This is a genomic window from Mycetocola sp., assembly GCF_046716805.1.
Lineage (GTDB): Bacteria > Actinomycetota > Actinomycetes > Actinomycetales > Microbacteriaceae > Mycetocola_A.
This window is the reverse complement of the sequence record NZ_JBKJWH010000083.1, coordinates 1-18,859: the sequence shown is the minus strand read 5'-3', so window position 1 is coordinate 18,859 and position 18,859 is coordinate 1. Positions and strand designations below refer to the sequence as shown.

Annotated in this window: 15 protein-coding genes and 1 pseudogene; all 16 read left to right on the top strand. The window is 65.8% G+C overall.

Annotated elements, in window-relative coordinates; all coding sequences use genetic code 11:
• The first annotated feature begins 34 nt into the window (after positions 1–34).
• Positions 35–1,450, top strand: a complete 1,416-nt coding sequence (locus tag ACLQ62_RS06575) for a UDP-N-acetylmuramoyl-tripeptide--D-alanyl-D-alanine ligase (protein ID WP_411720849.1) — start codon at positions 35–37, stop codon at positions 1,448–1,450.
• Complete coding sequence (mraY, locus tag ACLQ62_RS06570) at positions 1,444–2,538, top strand: phospho-N-acetylmuramoyl-pentapeptide-transferase (protein ID WP_411720848.1); 1,095 nt, start codon at positions 1,444–1,446, stop codon at positions 2,536–2,538. The genes ACLQ62_RS06575 and mraY overlap by 7 nt, the downstream gene beginning before the upstream one ends.
• Complete coding sequence (gene murD, locus ACLQ62_RS06565; protein ID WP_411720847.1) at positions 2,538–4,058, top strand: UDP-N-acetylmuramoyl-L-alanine--D-glutamate ligase; 1,521 nt, start codon at positions 2,538–2,540, stop codon at positions 4,056–4,058. The genes mraY and murD overlap by 1 nt, the downstream gene beginning before the upstream one ends.
• The gene (gene ftsW, locus ACLQ62_RS06560; RefSeq protein ID WP_411720846.1) at positions 4,027–5,238 is read left to right on the top strand and encodes a putative lipid II flippase FtsW; all 1,212 of its coding nucleotides are present in this window, start codon (positions 4,027–4,029) and stop codon (positions 5,236–5,238) included. The genes murD and ftsW overlap by 32 nt, the downstream gene beginning before the upstream one ends.
• Entirely contained in the window at positions 5,235–6,311 is a 1,077-nt protein-coding gene (murG, locus tag ACLQ62_RS06555; RefSeq protein WP_411720845.1) for an undecaprenyldiphospho-muramoylpentapeptide beta-N-acetylglucosaminyltransferase, read from the top strand. Before ftsW ends, murG begins: the two co-directional genes overlap by 4 nt.
• Before the next feature lie 66 nt (positions 6,312–6,377).
• A complete protein-coding gene (gene murC / locus ACLQ62_RS06550) occupies positions 6,378–7,775 on the top strand; it encodes a UDP-N-acetylmuramate--L-alanine ligase (RefSeq protein ID WP_411720844.1) in 1,398 nt (465 codons plus the stop codon).
• Positions 7,776–7,777: 2 nt separating this feature from the next.
• Positions 7,778–8,725: an FtsQ-type POTRA domain-containing protein gene (locus tag ACLQ62_RS06545; protein ID WP_411720843.1), complete on the top strand. Its 948-nt coding sequence runs from the start codon at positions 7,778–7,780 to the stop codon at positions 8,723–8,725.
• Between the two features lie 155 nt (positions 8,726–8,880).
• A complete protein-coding gene (ftsZ, locus tag ACLQ62_RS06540; protein ID WP_411720842.1) occupies positions 8,881–10,071 on the top strand; it encodes a cell division protein FtsZ in 1,191 nt (396 codons plus the stop codon).
• A gap of 2 nt (positions 10,072–10,073) precedes the next feature.
• Positions 10,074–10,781: a YggS family pyridoxal phosphate-dependent enzyme gene (locus ACLQ62_RS06535; RefSeq protein ID WP_411720841.1), complete on the top strand. Its 708-nt coding sequence runs from the start codon at positions 10,074–10,076 to the stop codon at positions 10,779–10,781.
• A gap of 37 nt (positions 10,782–10,818) precedes the next feature.
• On the top strand, positions 10,819–11,325 hold the full coding sequence (locus tag ACLQ62_RS06530) for a cell division protein SepF (RefSeq protein WP_411720840.1): 507 nt from the start codon (positions 10,819–10,821) through the stop codon (positions 11,323–11,325).
• 7 nt (positions 11,326–11,332) lie between these two features.
• Positions 11,333–11,635, top strand: a complete 303-nt coding sequence (locus ACLQ62_RS06525; RefSeq protein ID WP_411720839.1) for a YggT family protein — start codon at positions 11,333–11,335, stop codon at positions 11,633–11,635.
• Between the two features lie 121 nt (positions 11,636–11,756).
• On the top strand, positions 11,757–12,371 hold the full coding sequence (locus tag ACLQ62_RS06520) for a DivIVA domain-containing protein (RefSeq protein ID WP_411720838.1): 615 nt from the start codon (positions 11,757–11,759) through the stop codon (positions 12,369–12,371).
• A gap of 34 nt (positions 12,372–12,405) precedes the next feature.
• The gene (lspA, locus tag ACLQ62_RS06515) at positions 12,406–13,035 is read left to right on the top strand and encodes a signal peptidase II (protein ID WP_411720837.1); all 630 of its coding nucleotides are present in this window, start codon (positions 12,406–12,408) and stop codon (positions 13,033–13,035) included.
• On the top strand, positions 13,035–13,955 hold the full coding sequence (locus ACLQ62_RS06510; RefSeq protein ID WP_411720836.1) for an RluA family pseudouridine synthase: 921 nt from the start codon (positions 13,035–13,037) through the stop codon (positions 13,953–13,955). The genes lspA and ACLQ62_RS06510 overlap by 1 nt, the downstream gene beginning before the upstream one ends.
• Positions 13,956–13,990: 35 nt before the next feature.
• Positions 13,991–17,509: a DNA polymerase III subunit alpha gene (dnaE, locus tag ACLQ62_RS06505; RefSeq protein WP_411720835.1), complete on the top strand. Its 3,519-nt coding sequence runs from the start codon at positions 13,991–13,993 to the stop codon at positions 17,507–17,509.
• A 71-nt stretch (positions 17,510–17,580) separates the two neighbouring features.
• A pseudogene (locus tag ACLQ62_RS06500) lies at positions 17,581–18,859 on the top strand (hypothetical protein); the annotation flags it as partial.

Genomic DNA, 18,859 nt, shown 5'->3' with positions numbered 1-18,859 from the left:
CATGACACCGAGCGTGCCGGAAAGATACATTCACATGATTCGATTGACGCTGTCAGAGATCTCAGACCGGCTCTCCGGCACCCTGCACGCCGCGGGAACGGATGCCACCGGGAGTACGATCGTGGACGGCCCGGTCGAGACCGACTCCCGTGAGATCGTGCCTGGCGGGGTGTTCGTCGCCAAGCGTGGCGACGACACCGACGGTCACCTGTTCGTCGATGCGGCGGTTGACCGTGGGGCGGTCCTCGCCATCGTCGAGCACGAGGTCGATGCGGCCGTGGCTCAGATCGTCGTCGCGGATGCCGTGATGGCACTCGGCGAACTGGCTCGCTTCGTCGTCGAGCGGGTCCGCGCCGATGGCAACCTGACCGTCGTGGGGATCACCGGGTCCAATGGCAAGACCACCACCAAGAACATGCTCGAGCGGATCCTCTCGGCCGAAGGCGAAACCGTCGCCCCGATCCGTTCGTTCAACAACGCGGTCGGCGCCCCGACCACAATGCTCCGTACCACCGAATCCACCCGCTACCTGATCGTCGAGATGGGTGCGAGCGGAGTCGGCGACATCGCGAGGCTCGTGGCGATGGCCAGGCCGGACATCGGCGTCGTTCTCAAGGTCGGGCTGGCCCACGCCGGCGGGTTCGGCGGCATCGAGGCGACCCTTGCCGCGAAGACCGAGATGGTCACCGACCTCGCCGCAGACGGCGTCGCCGTTCTGAACACCGACGACTCGCGTGTAGCGTCGATGGCCGCGCGTACGAAGGCGCGGGTGCTCCGCTTCGGGGAGAACGCCGCGGCGGATGTCCGCGCAAGCGGCATCTCCGGCTCCCGGACCGGAACGGCTTTCACAGCACGCGTTCCTGGTGAGGATCCGGTACACATCCAGCTTCGTGTCCTCGGCGAGCACCACGTCTCCAACGCACTCGCTGCGATCGCGGTCGCCCACACGCTCGGTGTGCCGCTGGCCCGCTCCGCCACCGCCCTGGAAACCCTCACCCGCGCCGAACGCTGGCGGATGGAGGTACTCGGTGGCCGGGATGACGTCACGATCATCAACGACGCCTACAACGCAAGCCCTGATTCCATGTCTGCAGCGATCAAGACCCTCGCGCAGATCTCCGAGCCGGGCAAGCGCACCATCGCAGTGCTCGGCGCCATGAGCGAGCTCGGCGAATACTCCGGTGAAGAACACGACCGGATCGGGCTGCAGCTTGTTCGCCTGAACATTTCCCGGCTCGTCGTGGTCGGCCCTGAAGCCCGCCGAATGCACATCAGTGCCATCAACGAAGGTTCCTGGGACGGCGAGAGCGTGTACTTTGGCGATATGGATGCAGCCTACGATTACCTCGCTGCAGAGATCACCCCGGGGGACACGGTTCTCGTGAAGTCCTCGAACTCTGCCCAATTGCGATTCCTGGGCGACCGATTAGGAGAACTGTTCTCGTGGTAGCACTTCTCACCGCCGGCGCACTCGCGATGGCGTTCTCGCTGTTCCTCACCCCGCTGTTCGTCAAACTCTTCAAGAAGCTGGAGTGGGGCCAGTTCATCCGCGACGACGGCCCGAAGTCCCACCACGCCAAGCGAGGCACCGCGACGATGGGTGGCCTGGTCATCATCGCTGCCACCCTGTTCGGGTTCTTCACCGCCATGCTCATCACCGGCGACGCCATCAGTGTCTCCGCCCTTCTCGTGCTGTTCATGATGGTCGGCCTCGGCGCCGTCGGCTTCATCGACGACTTCACCAAGACCCGCAAACAGCGCAGCCTCGGTCTCACCGGCTGGGCGAAGATCTTCGGCCAGGTGCTCGTCGCCGTTTCGTTCGGCATCCTCGCCATCAACTTCCCGAGTGCGGATGCCGTGACACCGGCATCCACGGCGATCTCCCTCACCAGGGACTTGCCGATCGATCTCATGATCCTCGGCCCCGTCATCGGCGTCACGCTGTACCTGATCTGGACCAGCTTCATCGTCACTGCAGCGTCGAACGGCGTGAACGTCACTGACGGGCTGGACGGCCTCGCCACGGGCGCGTCGATCCTCGCCATCGGGTCGTACGTCATCATCGGTTTCTGGCAGTACAACCAGTCCTGCTACGGCGCTGCCCTTGCCGACGACGTGAAGTACAAGTGTTACGAGGTGCGCGATCCGCTGGCCCTCGCCATTGTCGCAGCCGCCATCTGCGGTGCCCTCATCGGGTTCCTGTGGTGGAACACGTCGCCCGCGTCGATCTTCCTCGGCGACACCGGGTCCCTCGCCCTCGGCGGTGCGATCGCCGCCCTCGCGATCCTCACCCGGACCGAACTGCTCCTCGTCCTCATCGGCGGGCTCTTCGTCATCGAGACCGGCTCGGTCATCGTGCAGCGGGCGTACTTCAAGGTGACCAGGGGCAAACGGATCTTCCGGATGAGTCCCATCCACCACCACTTCGAACTCAAGGGCTGGGCCGAAGTCACGGTCGTCGTGCGGTTCTGGATCGTCGGCGGACTGCTCGTGGCCGCCGGTGTCGGCACGTTCTACCTCGAGTGGATCCTGAGGTAGTGGTGGCGAACCGACTGGACACCCTGACCAGCTGGCACGCCGACTGGACCGGCCTTCGAGTCGGCGTTCTCGGGCTCGGTGTCACCGGCTTCTCGGTTGCAGACACCCTCGCTGAACTCGGATCAGACGTCCTTGTCGTCGCTTCGAAAGCGGAGGATGCCCGCTCCGGGCTGCTGGACGTGATCGGCGTCCGGCTCGTGAGAAGTGACCTCGACGCCCCGCCGGCTGAGCTTGTCGCCCATCGGCCGGAGGTGCTCGTCGTCTCACCCGGTTTCGTACCCGACCACCCGCTGCTCGAGTGGGCAGCTGAGGCAGGCATCCCGGTCTGGGGAGATGTCGAACTCGCCTGGCGCGTGCGCGACAAGGTGGGCAGGCCAGCCGAATGGATCCTTGTCACCGGGACGAACGGCAAGACAACGACTGTTCAGTTGACGGCGGCCATGCTCGCCGAAGCGGGATTGCGAGTGGCGCCGTGCGGCAACATCGGCGTCCCCGTCCTCGACGCGATCCGCGACCCGCAGGGCTTCGATGTTCTCGTCGTCGAACTCTCCAGCTACCAGCTGCACTACCTCGCCGGCCAGGCGGGACAGGCCAAGGTCACCCCGTACTCCAGCGTCTGCCTCAACATCGCCGACGATCACCTCGACTGGCACGGCTCCCTCGAGGCGTACATCGACGCGAAAGCCGAGGTCTACTCGCGCACCCGCGTCGCTTGCGTCTACAACCGGTCAGACCCGGTCACCGAGGACATGGTCCGCAGGGCCGACGTGGCCGAGGGCGCCCGCGCCATCGGATTCGGACTGGGCGTGCCCGGACCGAGCGATCTCGGCATCGTCGACGGCATCCTCGTCGACCGAGCGTTCCTCGACGATCGATTCACCTCCGCGCTCGAGCTGACCACGGTCGACGATCTCGCCGCGGTCGGACTGGCGGCACCGCACATCGTTGCGAACATCCTCGCCGCGGCAGCCCTCGCCAGATCCTTCGGCGTCCCGCCCTCGGTGATCAGGCAGGCGCTTCTCGGCTTCGCACTCGACGCGCACCGCATCCAGCTCGTGCTCACCGCAGGCGGCATCGGCTGGATCAATGATTCGAAGGCGACGAACCCGCACGCCGCTGACGCCTCCCTGCGTGCCTACCCGTCGGTCGTCTGGATCGTCGGAGGGCTGCTCAAAGGTGTGGACGTGGGCGACCTGGTGTCCCGCCACGCCGAAAGGCTCCGCGGGGCCGTGGTGATCGGCGTCGACCGGGCCGCCGTCCTCGCTGCATTCGAACGACACGCGCCAGAAGTCCCGGTGTTCGAGGTGACGGCGGATCACACTGGGGATGTCATGACCGAGGCCGTGAAGCTGGCGTCAGGGGTGGCGGCGTCAGGTGACGTCGTTCTCCTCGCCCCCGCCGCGGCATCCATGGACCAGTTCGCCGATTACGCCGAACGGGGACGACGATTCAGCGAGGCTGTGCAGGAACGATGGGGAGGGTTGACCGATGAGCGCCCCGACGACCAGCCGACCGCGTAGCGACGACACCGTCGCATCCTCCGCCCGAATCCTTCTGGGGCGAACCCTCACACCGCAGTCACGCAACTTCCTGCTCGTGCTCGGCACGACGCTGTTCCTCGTCGGGGTCGGACTGGTGATGGTGCTCTCCTCCTCATCGGTCGACTCGTTCCTCGACAACAAGGGATTCTTCGGCGGCTTCTGGAAGCAGGCGACGTATGCCGTTCTCGGCATTCCGTTGATGCTTGTGATCAGCAGGATCCCGGTCAGCTTCTGGAAGCGCTGGGCCTGGCTTGTCCTCGCCGCCGGGCTGATCCTGCAGATGCTCGTCTTCACCCCGCTTGGCTTCGACGGTGGCGGTAACCGCAACTGGATCGCCCTCGGCCCGATCAACGGCCAGCCCTCCGAACTGCTCAAACTCGCCCTTGCGATCTGGCTCGGCGCCGTCCTCGGACGCAAAATGGATCTGCTGTCGGACTGGAAACACGCGCTGATCCCTGTGTTCCCCGTGGCAGCGATCGCCCTCGGCCTCGTGCTCGCCGGGCAGGACCTCGGCACCGTGGTGATCATGGCCGGACTCGTGATCGGCGCCATGTTCTTCGCGAACGTCAAACTCCGTTTCCTCGTCGTACCCGTCGTCGCCGGTCTTCTCCTTTTCATCGTCATGGCGATCCTCAGCCCCAACCGCATGGCTCGAATCATGACGTTCCTCGACGACGAGTGCCTCGACTACGAGAACCTGTGCTGGCAGCCGCTGCACGGCACCTGGGCACTCGCCAATGGGGGAGTGTTCGGTCTCGGGCTCGGCAACTCGCGCGAGAAGTACTCGTGGCTGCCCGCCGCGTCCAACGACTACATCTTCGCGATCATCGGAGAAGAACTCGGGCTCATCGGCGCGGTCGTCGTTCTCGTCATGTTCGTGCTGCTCGCCATCGGTTTCGTCCGCATCATCCGTGCAAGCTCAGACCCGTTCGTGCGCATCACAACCGGCGCCATCCTGGTCTGGATCATCGGCCAGGCATTCGTGAACATCGGGGTCGTCCTCCGTCTGCTCCCGGTGCTTGGCGTCCCCCTCCCATTCATCTCAGCAGGAGGAACCGCTCTCTTGACCTCACTCGCCGCCATCGGTATCGTGCTCGCCTTCGCCAGGGAGCAGGCCTCGCCCCCGCGCCTCGCTCCTGAGGGGCGGTTCCGATCGTGACCACCTATCTCCTCGCCGGTGGCGGAACTGCCGGCCATGTGAACCCGCTTCTCGCCGTCGCGGATGCCCTCACCGAACGCGAACCTGACGCCAGCGTTTATGTCCTCGGCACGAAGGAAGGGCTTGAAGCGCGACTCGTCCCGGAACGCGGCTACGAACTGCTCACCATCGCGAAGCTGCCGTTCCCGCGGCGCATCAACCGGAAGGCATTCAGTTTCGGTCCACGCTTCTCGGCGGCGGTTCGGAGCATCCAGTCGATGATCACCGAGCACGGAATCGACGTCGTCGTCGGGTTCGGCGGCTACGCCGCTGCGCCCGCTTACCTGGCGGCACGGCGCGCCGGCATTCCGATCGTCGTCCACGAGGCGAACGCGAAGCCCGGCCTGGCGAACCGACTCGGCGCCCGGTACACCCCATTCGTCGGCGTCGCCTTCCACGGGACCAGACTGCGCAACTCCCGATTCGTCGGAATGCCGCTTCGCCGCGAGATCGAACGACTCGATCGTGACGCGGCGCGCAAAGCAGGCAGAGAGTTCTTCGGCCTCGCGGATGACCGGCCCACCCTCCTCGTGACCGGCGGCTCGCTCGGAGCCCGACGCGTCAACGAAACGATCTTCGCGGCACGCCAGACGCTCGTCGATGCCGGCTACCAGATTCTTCACATCGCCGGGGACAAGTCGAAACTCAGCGACCCAGGCACTCGGCATTACCACCTCGTGTCGTATTGCGATCAGATGGACCTCGCCCTCGCCGTCGCTGACTTCGCGGTTTCCCGTGCCGGGGCCGCGACCGTCTCCGAACTCTCAGCCCTCGGCATCCCCGCTGCTTACGTGCCATACCCCGTCGGAAACGGCGAACAGCGGTACAACGCCGCCGACGCGGTCAACGCCGGGGGCGCGGTGATCGTGCTCGACGCGCGATTCACCACGGAGTGGATCGAGAGATCGCTCGTTCCCCTGCTCACCGACCGGATGCGGGTACAGGACATGGCGGTGCAGTCCCGGCTGATGGGGACCCTCGAGGGGTCGAGCCGGATGATCGACCTGATCTCCGAGGCGCTCGCGCGGCGCTGACGCCCAGCCCGATGCGTTATAACTTAATGTCCCGCACAGCCCACTGAACGAAAGAGAACACCCAGCGTGATCAAACCCGACTTCACCACCGAGATTCCGGACGAGCTCGGAACCGTGCACTTCGTCGGGATCGGTGGATCCGGGATGAGCGGCATCGCCCGGCTGTTCCTCAGCGCCGGTCACACCGTCACCGGCTCGGATGTTCGCGACTCGGCCAACATCGGAGCCCTTCGGGAACTGGGAGCCACGGTGATCATCGGACATGATGCGGCGAACCTGGGCGACGCGGACACCGTCGTGGTAACGAGCGCGCTGTGGCCCACCAACCCTGAATACGTTCTCGCGAAGGAACGGGGCATCCCCGTCCTCCACCGGTCGCAGGCTCTCGCGGCCCTGGTCAGTGGGCAACGCCTCGTCGCCGTCGCCGGCGCACACGGCAAGACCACCTCCACCGGGATGATCGTCACGGGCCTGCTCGGACTGTCTGAAAGCCCCAGCTTCGTCAACGGCGGCGTCATCGAATCCCTCGGTGTCTCCAGCGCACAGGGCACCGGAGACCTCTTCGTCGTCGAAGCGGACGAATCGGACGGCTCTTTCCTGTTCTACGACACCGCCGTCGCCCTCGTCACCAACGTCGACGCCGACCACCTCGACCACTACGGGTCCCTTGAGGCGTTCGACGACGCCTTCGTGACGTTCGCCCAGAAGGCATCCGAACTGGTCGTCATCTCGTCGGACGACCCAGGTGCCGTCCGCGTCACAACGAAACTCGCCGGTAAACGCGTACTCACGTTCGGCGAAGCGCCGGACGCCGACGTGCGGGTGCACTCGATCAGCACCGAAGGTCCCGTGTCGTTCATCGTGAGCTACGAGGGCCAGGACAACGGCGCCACGCTGCGTGTCCCCGGCAAGCACAACGCCATCAACGCCGCAGGCGCGTTCGCCGTGCTCGTCGGTCTCGGTTTCGGCGCCTCCGAGTCGCTCGCCGCCATCTCTGACTTCGGCGGCACCGAACGCCGGTTCGAGCTCCACGGCACTGTCGACGGCGTCAGCGTCTTCGACGACTACGCCCATCACCCCACCGAGGTCGCTGCTGCGCTCTCAGCTGCACGGACCGTCGTCGGCAGCGGACGCATCATCGCGGTCCACCAGCCGCACCTCTACAGCCGCACCCGGCTAATGGCCGGTGAGTTCGCAGCGACGCTCGAGTCCCACGCCGACCAGACCGTTGTCCTCGACGTCTACGGCGCGCGGGAAGACCCCGAGCCGGGTGTGACCGGTGAACTGGTCACCGGCCGGTTCGAGGACGCCTCCCGGGTCGCGTACATTCCGGACTGGCAGGAAGCCGCCGACTACGTCGCCTCGATCGCCCGGCCCGGTGACTACGTCATCACCCTCGGCTGCGGTGACGTCTACAGGATCGTTCCCCAGCTGCTCGGTTCCCTCACCGCTGCCAGGCGCTAGACGTGAAGCGGCCCTCAGGGTTCACCCCCCAGCGACCGTCGAAACCCGAGCCGAGCCGACCGGATTCGTCGCGCCCGGGGCGCGCGCCCCGACAGGGCGTTGCGGCGCCGGCCGCACCCGCCGACCCTATTCCGTTCGCTCCGATTGCCCGCAACGAGCCCAACGAGCACGACCAGGCTGCGGGTCCGACGCCGCCGAGGTCTCCGGATCTTCGTGAGGCGCAGAAGCAACGCAAGCGCATCGAACGAGCGGAAGTCCGACGATTCACCGCAGAGTCCAGGCGCAGGCGCAGGACCTGGCTGTCGGTTCTCGGCGGGATCGTCGGCCTGGCGTTGCTCGCGTGCCTGCTCGCCTACACGCCGATCCTGTCCGTTCGGACGATCCAGGTCCAGGGAGCGGAGCGTGTCAGCTCCGACGCGATCGTCGCGGACCTCTCGAGCCAGCTCGGCTCGCCGTTTCCGATGGTCGACGAGAGCGCGATCAAGGCCGCATTGGTCGGCTACCCGCTGATCGAGTCCTATTCCGTCGAAGCCCGCCCGCCGAGCACCCTCGTGATCCGGCTGGTCGAGCGCACACCGGTGGGCGCGGTCGACACCGGCGACGGGTTCCTTCTCGTCGATGCCGCCGGAGTGGTGGTCGAGTCAGGAGCGGACAGACCGGGGGCATACCCGCTGATCGCCGTCGACGGGGGAATCGATGCCGAGGGCTTTCCATCGGCCGCTGCCGTGCTCCGCTCGTTGCCGAGCGACCTCTTCGCGCGGGTCGACACGGTCACGGCGACAACGAAGGACGACGTGCGCTTCACGCTGCGGGACGCCGAAACGACGGTTGTCTGGGGGAGCGCCGAGGAAGCCCCGCTGAAGGCGTACACCCTTGCCGCGCTCATGAAAGCGCAACCCGGTTTCGCCGAATACGACGTCACATCACCGGATGTCGCCGTCGTCCGCTGAGGACGGCCGCCCAGAAATATTTCCCGACTTCGCGACACGCGGATGCTCATCCCGCTTTCGCGTGAAGTCGCGCCTAACGTCAGGTTCAAGAAATGCATACTGAGCATAACTTTAAGCCTTAACCTGAGGTTGAGGGTTTCTACCGGAGGCCGGACGTGACTACAAACCAGAACTACCTTGCCGTGATCAAGGTCGTCGGCATTGGCGGCGGCGGCGTCAATGCTGTCAATCGAATGATTGAGCTCGGCCTTCGCGGCGTCGAGTTCATCGCCATCAACACCGACGCTCAAGCGCTGCTCATGAGCGACGCTGATGTCAAGCTCGACGTCGGGCGGGAGATCACCCGTGGACTCGGCGCAGGCGCCGACCCCGAGGTCGGCCGTCGCGCCGCAGAAGACCACGCCGAAGAGATCGAAGAAGCCCTCGCCGGGGCCGACATGGTCTTCGTCACAGCGGGGGAGGGCGGCGGAACGGGAACCGGCGGCGCCCCCGTCGTTGCCCGCATCGCCAAGTCGATCGGCGCCCTGACCATCGGTGTCGTCACCAAGCCGTTCGGCTTCGAAGGCCGCCGCCGCCAGCAGCAGGCCGAGCTCGGCGTTGCGAAGCTCAAGGAAGAGGTCGACACCCTCATCGTCGTTCCGAACGACCGGTTGTTGGAAATCAGCGACCGCGGCATCAGTATGCTCGAAGCGTTCTCAACGGCTGACCAGGTCCTCCTCGCCGGTGTCCAGGGCATCACCGACCTGATCACCACCCCCGGCCTCATCAACCTCGACTTCGCCGACGTCAAGAGCGTCATGCAGGGCGCAGGATCGGCGCTCATGGGCATCGGTTCGTCGCGCGGGGCGGACCGGGCCATCAAGGCGGCCGAACTTGCTGTTGCGTCGCCGCTCCTCGAGGCGTCGATCGAGGGCGCCCACGGTGTGCTGCTCTCGATTCAGGGTGGCTCCAACCTCGGGATCTTCGAGATCAACGACGCCGCCCGGCTCGTTCAGGAGGCCGTGCACCCCGAGGCCAACATCATCTTCGGTGCCGTCATCGACGACACCCTGGGCGATGAAGTGCGGGTCACCGTTATCGCCGCTGGCTTCGACGGAGGCGAACCGCCGTCGCGGCAGAACGAGTCAGCCCGTGAAGCCGTTGCAAGCTCCGCCAGCGTCTCCTCGAGTGCTCCTGTGGCTGCCGCGGCCGCCGGTGGAAGCGACAAGCCTGCGGGCGGCGCCGTGCTCACCGAGACGGCTCAGTCGTGGAAGGTGACCGAACAGTCCCTCGCCACTCCGCCGGTGTCAGCCGACCCGGCCTTCGCCGACGAGGACGAACTCGACATCCCCGACTTCCTCAAGTAGCGATGCCGAACGGCGACGACCAGGCGCTCGACCAGCTCTCGCTGGCCGAGCGCCTGGCGCGTGTCCAGGCGGGAATAGCTGATGCCGCTGCAGCCGCCAGCCGGCCGGCATCCGACATCACGACCATCGTCGTGACCAAGTTCCACCCGGCTGCTCTGCTGCGCGAACTGCACGAGCTCGGCCTCCGGAACTTCGGAGAGAACCGGCACCAGGAGGCAACAGCGAAAGCTCAGGAGCTCGCTGACCTTCAGGACCTGACGTGGCATTTCGTCGGCCAGCTCCAGTCGAAGAAGGCCAGGCAGGTCGCCGGGTACGCCGGCGTCGTGCACTCCATCGACCGCCCAGCGCTCGTCACGGTCCTCGGCGCGCCGAGGGACCACCCGCTCGACTGCTTCGTCCAGGTGAATCTGACGAGCGACCCGGCCCGCGGCGGCGTCGCACCGAGCGAGCTTCAGCTCCTCGTCGAACAGGTGCTGGACACCCCGGCGCTCCGGCTGCTCGGTGTGATGGCTGTCGCCCCGCTCGACGAAGAACCGAGGCGGGCTTTCGCCCGGCTCAGGGCACTGTCAGAGACGGTGACGACCCTGGCTCCGGATGCCGACCGCATCTCGGCAGGAATGTCTCACGATTACCGCGAGGCGATCGCCGAAGGTGCGACACACCTTCGCATTGGGACCGCAATCACGGGTAACCGGCCCGTCCCCGGTTAATGTTCTAGAAGTAGGAACCGCACAAACGGAGGTAGCGATGTCCAACCCGCTGAAGAAGACCATGGTCTACCTTGGCCTCGCAGATGATGATCTCGAGTACGAGGATAACCAGGCCACTGCTCCCGCCACGACCCCGCCAGCGGCGGTCGCGCACAACCCGTCGAACGCGAACACGCAGCCTCCGGCAGCGGTGCAGAACCGTGCGCCTGTGACGCCGCTGCGCCGGCCAACGGCGACGAAGCAGGCGGCGCCGGTCGAGCTCAACGAGATTCTCACCGTGCACCCCAAGCAGTACCGCGACGCACAGGTCATCGCCGAGACGTTCCGTGACGGTGTCCCGGTCATCATCAACCTCTCCCAGATGAGCGAAGGCGACGCCAAGAGGCTCATCGACTTCGCCAGCGGCCTGTCGCAGGGCCTCTACGGCAAGATCGAACGGGTCACAAGCAAGGTGTTCCTGCTGTCCCCGGCACACGTCGCTGTGCTCGGTGATGCAGGCGGCGCTGCCGCCGATGCAGAGTCCACCTTCTTCGCTCAGCAATAATTGACGGGTGGACTCCTTTCTTTCGCTTCTCCGAGGCATTCTGTACTTCGCCCTCCTGCTGTATTTCTTCGTCATGTGGGCGAGATTCGGTCTTGACCTGGCTCGCTCGTTCAAGCCGCGCTGGCGGCCGACAGGCACCGGCCTGGTCGCCGCCGAGATCGTCTTCTCGCTGACCGATCCTCCGATCCGGTTCTTCCGTCGCATCCTGCCCCCCGTGCGGATCGGCGCCCTCGCCCTGGACTTCGGCTGGAGTCTCACCATGCTGTGTGTCATCGTCGCGATGACGCTGGTGAACGCGCTCCTGCGCTGATCCCCACGGCGGGGTATCCTGTAAGTCACGTGCCCAACCGATTCTTTGCCAGCAGCCGCTGCCGGTGTTTGCTAGCGTTAGCACGTCCATTCGAGCTCGAACAAGTAAGAGGTGGGAAGCCATGGCGCTAACTCCGGAAGATGTAGTCAACAAGCAGTTCCAGCAGACCAAGTTCCGTGAGGGCTACGACCAGGATGAAGTCGATGACTTCCTGGACGAGGTCGTCGTCGAACTGCGTCGTCTGCTGCAGGAAAACACGGAGTTGAAGGCGCGCCTCGAAGGATCAGACTCCGGTGAGAGCCGCCAGGCCGAGCCCGTCGCCGAAGCAGCACCCGCCGCAGCCCCCGTGGTCGCAGCGCCTGTCGAGCCCGCCGCGTCGGCGCAGGACGACTCAGAGTCGTCCTCGAGCCTGCTCCAGCTGGCTCGCCGTCTCCACGACGAGCACGTCCGTGAAGGCGCCGAGAAGCGCGACTCCCTCGTCGCCGAGGGCCACGCCACCGCGGCTCGCGTCGTCGCCGAGGCGGAAGCCAAGCAGCGCGCACAGATGAACATCCTCAATGAGGAGCGTTCAACTCTTGAGAAGAAGATCGACGAACTGCGCATCTTCGAGCGCGAGTATCGCCAGAAGCTGCGCGGCTACATCGAGAGCCAGCTCAAGGAGCTCGACGCCAACGGCGGTCCGGGCGCGCAGGGTGCGGGCTCCGGCTACGTGACCAGCGAAAAGTCCAACGCCTGAGCTCGCCAGAATAAAGTTCGCCAGAATAAAGTTCTTGCCCAAGAAAACACCGGCTGGTCCTCCCAGCGTCCGGGCGCTCGTCCTGCTCGCAGTCCTTGCGGTCTCGGCACTCGCACTGGACCAGTTCACGAAACACCTCGTCGTCTCCACCCTGCCGCTCGGCGAGCAGGTGAAGGTTCTTGGCGAACTGCTCATTCTGCAGTTCGTCAAGAACCCGGGGGCGGCGTTCTCGCTCGCGGCAGGCAGCACCTGGATCTTCTCGATCCTCGCCGCCGTTGTCACGGTCGCGATCATCGTCCTGGCCAGGCGCATCCGTTCGATCGGGTGGGCCGTCGTGTTCGGGCTGCTGCTCGGCGGGGTTCTCGGAAACCTCACTGACCGGTTGTTCCGGGAGCCGTCGTTCGGTCTCGGACACGTCATCGACTTCATCTCGACTCCGTGGATGATCCCGGCGATCTACAACATCGCCGACATCTGCATCGTCTCAAGCATGGGACTGTTCATCCTCCTCACCATTCGCGGGATCAACCTCGACGGCACCCGAACCGTTTCAGGGGAGTCCCGTGACGCGGATGCCACGGCGCAGGACGCGACTCGGTCGCAGCCCGTCCCTGGTACCGGAACGGCTGAACCTCAGATCGAACCGCACCGGTCGGACGCCTGATGGAGACCAGAAGCCTGCCCGTCCCCGACGGGCTCGAAGGCGCGCGGGTCGACGCCGGCCTGGCCAAAGTGCTCGGGTTCTCACGCAGTTTCGCTGCCGAGGTCGCTGAGGCCGGCGGTGTGAGCGTCGACGGACGGCAGGCGGGCAAGTCGGATCGACTCCACGCCGGAGCCTGGCTCGAGGTCACCTGGGCCCCACGCCAGGAGCCGGTCGTCGTCCCCGTTCTCGTGAGTGATCTCGCTGTAGTCCACGACGACGACGACATCATCGTCGTCAACAAACCCATCGGCGTCGCGGCTCACCCCTCGGTCGGCTGGACCGGTCCCACGGTTCTCGGGGCTCTCGCCGGCGCCGGGTACACCGTGTCGACGTCAGGTTCGGCCGAGCGTGCGGGAGTCGTGCACCGGCTGGATGTCGGAACCACCGGACTGATGGTCGTCGCCAAGAGCGAACGCGCATACATCCACCTCAAACGCCAGTTCCACGACCGCGAGGTCGACAAGGTCTACCATGCCGTCGTGCAGGGCCACCCCGATCCGCTCGCCGGAACCATCGACGCGCCGATCGGCCGGCACCCGAAGCACGACTGGAAATTCGCCGTCACCGCCGAGGGGAAACCGTCGGTCACGCATTACCAGACGGTCGAAGCTTTTCCCAGTGCGTCTCTGCTCGAGATCCACCTCGAGAGCGGCAGGACCCACCAGATCCGCGTCCACATGGCCGCGCAGAGGCATCCGTGTGTCGGAGACCCGCTGTACGGCGGCGACCCGACGCTCGCGGCCCGCCTCGGGCTCTCCCGGCAGTGGCTTCACGCCGCGCAGCTTTCCTTCACTCACCCCGGCTCGGCGGAATGGGTCACTTACGATGCGGCGTACCCCGCGGACCTGCAGCACGCGCTCGATGTCCTCCGTGAGGATTAGGCTGGATATCCACCCCAAAGTTCTCCGGAGAAGTCTTGCCCGCATCTGACGACTCATTCGTTCACCTCCACGTTCACAGCGAGTTCTCGATGCTCGACGGCGCAGCACGCGTCAAACCCCTGATCGATGCCGCTGTTTCGGAAGGGATGCCGGCCGTCGCGGTCACCGACCACGGCAACATGTTCGGCTCATTCGACTTCTGGCGCACCGCGACGGCGGCGGGAATCAAGCCGATCATTGGCACCGAGGCGTACATCACGCCGGGTACCCACCGCACCGACAAGACGCGCGTGAAATGGGGAACCAGCGCGCAAAGCCGCGATGACGTCTCCGGTAGCGGTGCTTACACCCACATGACGCTCCTCTCGGAAACCACCGAGGGAATGCACAATCTCTTCCGGATGTCGTCGCTCGCGTCGATCGAGGGCTACTACTTCAAACCGCGCATGGATCGCGACCTCCTCGCCACATACGCCAAGGGCGTCATCGGCACGACGGGTTGTGCCGGTGGGGAAATCCAGACCCGGCTGCGATTGGGGCAGTACGAGGAGGCGAAGGCCGCTGCCGCGGAGTTCCGCGACATCTTCGGCAAGGAAAACTTCTTCTGCGAAGTCATGGACCACGGCATCGACGTCGAGCGCCGCACCATGACCGACCTGTTCCGGCTGGCGAAAGAACTGGACCTGCCGCTCGTTGCCACCAACGACCTCCACTACACGCACGCGCACGACGCGAAGGCCCACGCAGCCTTGCTCTGCGTCCAGTCAGGGTCGACCCTGGACGACCCCAACCGGTTCAAATTCGACGCCGACGAGTTCTACCTGAAATCCGCGCAACAGATGCGCCAGATCTTCCGTGATCACCCTGAGGCCTGCGACAACACGCTCGCGATCGCCGAGCGTTGCAACGTCGAATTCAACACAAGCGCGAGCTACATGCCGCGCTTCCCGGTGCCGGCCGGGGAGACCGAAGAGACCTGGTTCATTCAGGAGGTCGAACGCGGTCTCGTCGCGCGCTACCCGAACGGCATTTCAGACGACGTGCGTGCCCGCGCGAACTACGAAGCCGGCGTCATCGTGCAGATGGGTTTTCCCGGGTACTTCCTCGTCGTCTCCGACTTCATCAAGTGGTCGAAGGAGAACGGCATCCGGGTCGGCCCCGGTCGTGGCTCCGGCGCCGGGTCGATGGTCGCGTACGCGATGAAAATCACGGACCTCGATCCGCTCGTTCACGGTCTCATCTTCGAGCGGTTCCTCAACCCGGACCGCGTTTCGATGCCCGACTTCGACGTCGACTTCGATGATCGGCGACGTGGTGAAGTGATCAACTACGTCACCAGGAAGTACGGCGATGAGCGCGTCGCCCAGATCGTGACTTACGGAACGATCAAGGCAAAGCAGGCGCTCAAGGACTCCTCCCGAGTGCTCGGGTTCCCTTTCGGGATGGGCGACAAGCTCACCAAAGCGATGCCGCCGCCCGTCATGGGCAAGGACGTCCCGCTCACCGGGATCTTCGACAAGACGCACCCCCGCTACAAAGAGGCCGTCGACATCCGCACGATCGTCGAGACGGATGCCGAAGCGAGGACCGTCTTCGACACCGCGCTCGGCATCGAGAACCTCAAGCGTCAATGGGGCGTGCACGCCGCCGGCGTCATCATGTCGAGCGACCCGCTGATCGACATCATCCCGATCATGAAGCGTGAGCAGGACGGCCAGATCGTCACGCAGTTCGACTACCCGGCCTGTGAAGCCCTCGGGCTGATCAAGATGGACTTCCTCGGACTGCGCAACCTCACGATCGTGAGCGACGCTCTCGACAACATCGAGTCGAACCGCGGCACCCGGATCGAACTCGAGGAGCTCGCCCTCGATGATCCCGGTGCGTATGAACTCCTCGCCCGCGGCGACACCCTCGGGGTGTTCCAGCTCGACGGCGGACCGATGCGCAGCCTTCTGCGGCTGATGAAACCAGACAACTTCGAAGACATCTCCGCGGTGATCGCGCTGTACCGCCCGGGCCCCATGGGCGCCGATTCGCACACCAACTACGCGCTGCGCAAGAACGGCCTGCAGGCCATCACGCCGATCCATCCTGAACTCGAGGAACCGCTCGAGGAGATCCTCGGTGGAACGCATGGCCTGATCATCTATCAGGAACAGGTCATGAGCGTCGCGCAGAAGCTGGCCGGCTTCTCGCTCGGCCAGGCGGACATCCTCCGTCGCGCGATGGGCAAAAAGAAGAAGTCCGAACTCGACAAGCAGTTCGAGGGCTTCAGCGGCGGCATGCGGGAGCGCGGCTACTCAGACCCGGCGATCAAGGCCGTGTGGGACATCCTGCTGCCGTTCTCCGACTACGCCTTCAACAAGGCCCACTCGGCGGCCTACGGCGTCGTGTCGTACTGGACCGCCTACCTCAAGGCCCACTACCCCGCCGAATACATGGCTGCGTTGCTGACGAGCGTCGGCGACTCCAAGGACAAAGCCGCCATCTACCTCAACGAGTGCCGCCGGATGGGCATTCAGGTCCTGCCGCCGGACGTGAACCAGTCGATCGGATTCTTTGCGGCCGTTGGGGAAGACATCCGGTTCGGACTCGGCGCTGTCCGCAACGTCGGGTTCAACGTCGTCGAGGCGATCCGCGCCGCCCGTGAGGCGGAGGGCGAGTTCACCTCGTTCCATGACTTCCTCCGCAAGGTGCCGCTGCAGGTGGCCAACAAACGCACCATCGAGTCGCTCATCAAGGCCGGGGCGTTCGACTCGCTCGGCGCGACGCGCCGTGGCCTGATCGAGGTCCACGAGGACGCCGTCGACAGCGCTGTCAGCCTCAAACGCAACGAGGCCAACGGCCAGGTGGATCTGTTCGGAGGCATCTTCGACCTCGATGCGCCGGCGGAGTCCGCACCCGACCGACCCGAGTGGTCAAAGAAGGACAAGCTCGCCTTCGAACGGGAGATGCTCGGGCTGTACGTATCGGACCACCCGCTCGCGGGCCTCGAACTGCAGCTAGCCAAGCACGCCACGACGACGATCACCGACCTGCTCACCTCCGAACACACCCAGGATGGCGACACGGTCACCATCGCCGGCCTGGTCACGAGTGTGCAGCACCGGGTCGCCAAGACTTCCGGAAACCAGTACGGGATGATCCAGGTCGAGGACTTCGGTGGCGAAATCACCGTCATGTTCATGGGTAAGGCCTACCTGGAGTTCGCGCCCACCCTCATCAATGACTCCGTGGTCGTCGTTCGCGGCCGGGTCAGCATGCGCGACGACGGCATGAATCTGCATGCCTACAGCATCTTCTCGCCCGAGGTCGACCATGGCGGAGTGTCAGGCCCGCTGACGCTCACCATGCCGGACGCCCGTGCGACGACCGAACTGGTGACGCAACTGGGCGGCATCCTCACCCGCCACTCCGGTGACGCCGAGGTGCGGCTGAAGCTGGTCCGTGGCGACGTCGCACGCGTCTTCGAAATCCCGTACCCGGTGAAGGTGACGCCCGACCTGTTCGGCGAGCTGAAATCCCTGCTCGGGCCGAACTGCCTCGGTTGACACTACGCTCTAACCCGACACCTCCCGCCCGCGCGGCGACCGTCAGCACTGCCAGAAACGAAGGATTCCCCATGTCGAACCCGAACACACCCGAGCCTCAAGGCACCGGGCCGGTCCCAGGGGAGCCGCAGCAGGCTCCGTTCGCGCCGCAACAGCCGCATGCTCAGCCCGGCGGATACCCGCAGCAGCCATATCCGGCCGAGGCGCAACCGCCGCAGCCTGTCTATCCGGCTCAGGGGCAGGCGCTCCAGCAGCCGTATTCCACGGCCTACCCCCCGCAGCCAGCCCCCGCCCTGCCGGCACAGCAGCGCCAGCCACGCCAGCCCCGGCCGAGGACCGACCCGAACGGCGTGCCGTACGGGGTGGGCCCGTTCACGCTGCGTGAGGTGATCTTCCTCGGGGCGGCTGCACTCGTCCTCATCGCTTCCTTCCTGCCGTTCCTCAGCGGGGACTACGCCGATGTCTTCGGCTACGCCAACGCCTGGGCGCCTGCGGGCTGGCTCGTCATCCCCGCCGCGCTCGTTCTCGTCGCCGCTGCTGCTCTGATCGTGGTCCGCAGGCTCACCACGGTCAGGCGCCTTGCGGTCGGTTCCCTGTCGGCGGACCAGTTCGCCTCCGCCGCATCCGTGGTGACCGCCGGCTTCTACCTCGGCGCGCTGTTCCTCATCGCCGGATTCCCGGCCTGGTTCGGCGGGGGCTCCGACATCCTCGAACCTGGAGCCGGCGTGATCGTCGGCCTGGTGTTCTCCCTCGTGGCTGTCGCAGTCACAACGCTCGCCCCAGCACTTCCCGTCTTCGGTGCGGAGTTCGAGAGCCGGCACGAAACCAGCGCCCACCCGCTCGCTCGTCCAGCATCCGCTGTGCCTCGTCGCCCGCGCGCGGAACGCCCGGCAGCAGCGCCGCAGCAGCCTGCACCGCACCCCGGGCACCCCGGGATGCCCATGCCACAGGCAGGGCCAGGCCAGTTCGCCGCCTATCGGCGCAAGGGGTCCCAGCCGGATCCGCTGCCGGTCGACGACCGGGCCGCCCCCCTCTTCCCGGCTCCAGCGGCCGGGGCAGCGGTCGCGGCGGTCGCCTACCAGCCCGATCAGGCGGCTTCTTCGGCTTCGCCCGCCATGCCGAGTACGAATGATCAATTCGCGGCGCATCAGGCACACGCCTCCGCTCAGCCGAACGCCGAGTCGCCCGTCGTCGAGCGGCCCGCAGATGCTGTTGACATTCCCGCTGAGCACCAGGCGGTCGAACAGCCGTCCGCGGAGGTCGCCGCAGGCGGGGCCACGCGAACCCTGCCGACGCATGCGGCCGACCCATCGCAAGCCGTCGCGCCCGGTTTCGTCGCCACCGAGGTGC

Coding starts and splice junctions, on each gene's coding strand:
- ACLQ62_RS06575 (WP_411720849.1), top strand. CDS start 35: ATGATTCGATTGACGCTGTCAGAGATCTCAGACCGGCTCTCCGGCACC.
- ftsW (WP_411720846.1), top strand. CDS start 4,027: ATGAGCGCCCCGACGACCAGCCGACCGCGTAGCGACGACACCGTCGCA.
- ACLQ62_RS06535 (WP_411720841.1), top strand. CDS start 10,074: ATGCCGAACGGCGACGACCAGGCGCTCGACCAGCTCTCGCTGGCCGAG.
- ACLQ62_RS06530 (WP_411720840.1), top strand. CDS start 10,819: ATGTCCAACCCGCTGAAGAAGACCATGGTCTACCTTGGCCTCGCAGAT.
- ACLQ62_RS06520 (WP_411720838.1), top strand. CDS start 11,757: ATGGCGCTAACTCCGGAAGATGTAGTCAACAAGCAGTTCCAGCAGACC.
- ACLQ62_RS06510 (WP_411720836.1), top strand. CDS start 13,035: ATGGAGACCAGAAGCCTGCCCGTCCCCGACGGGCTCGAAGGCGCGCGG.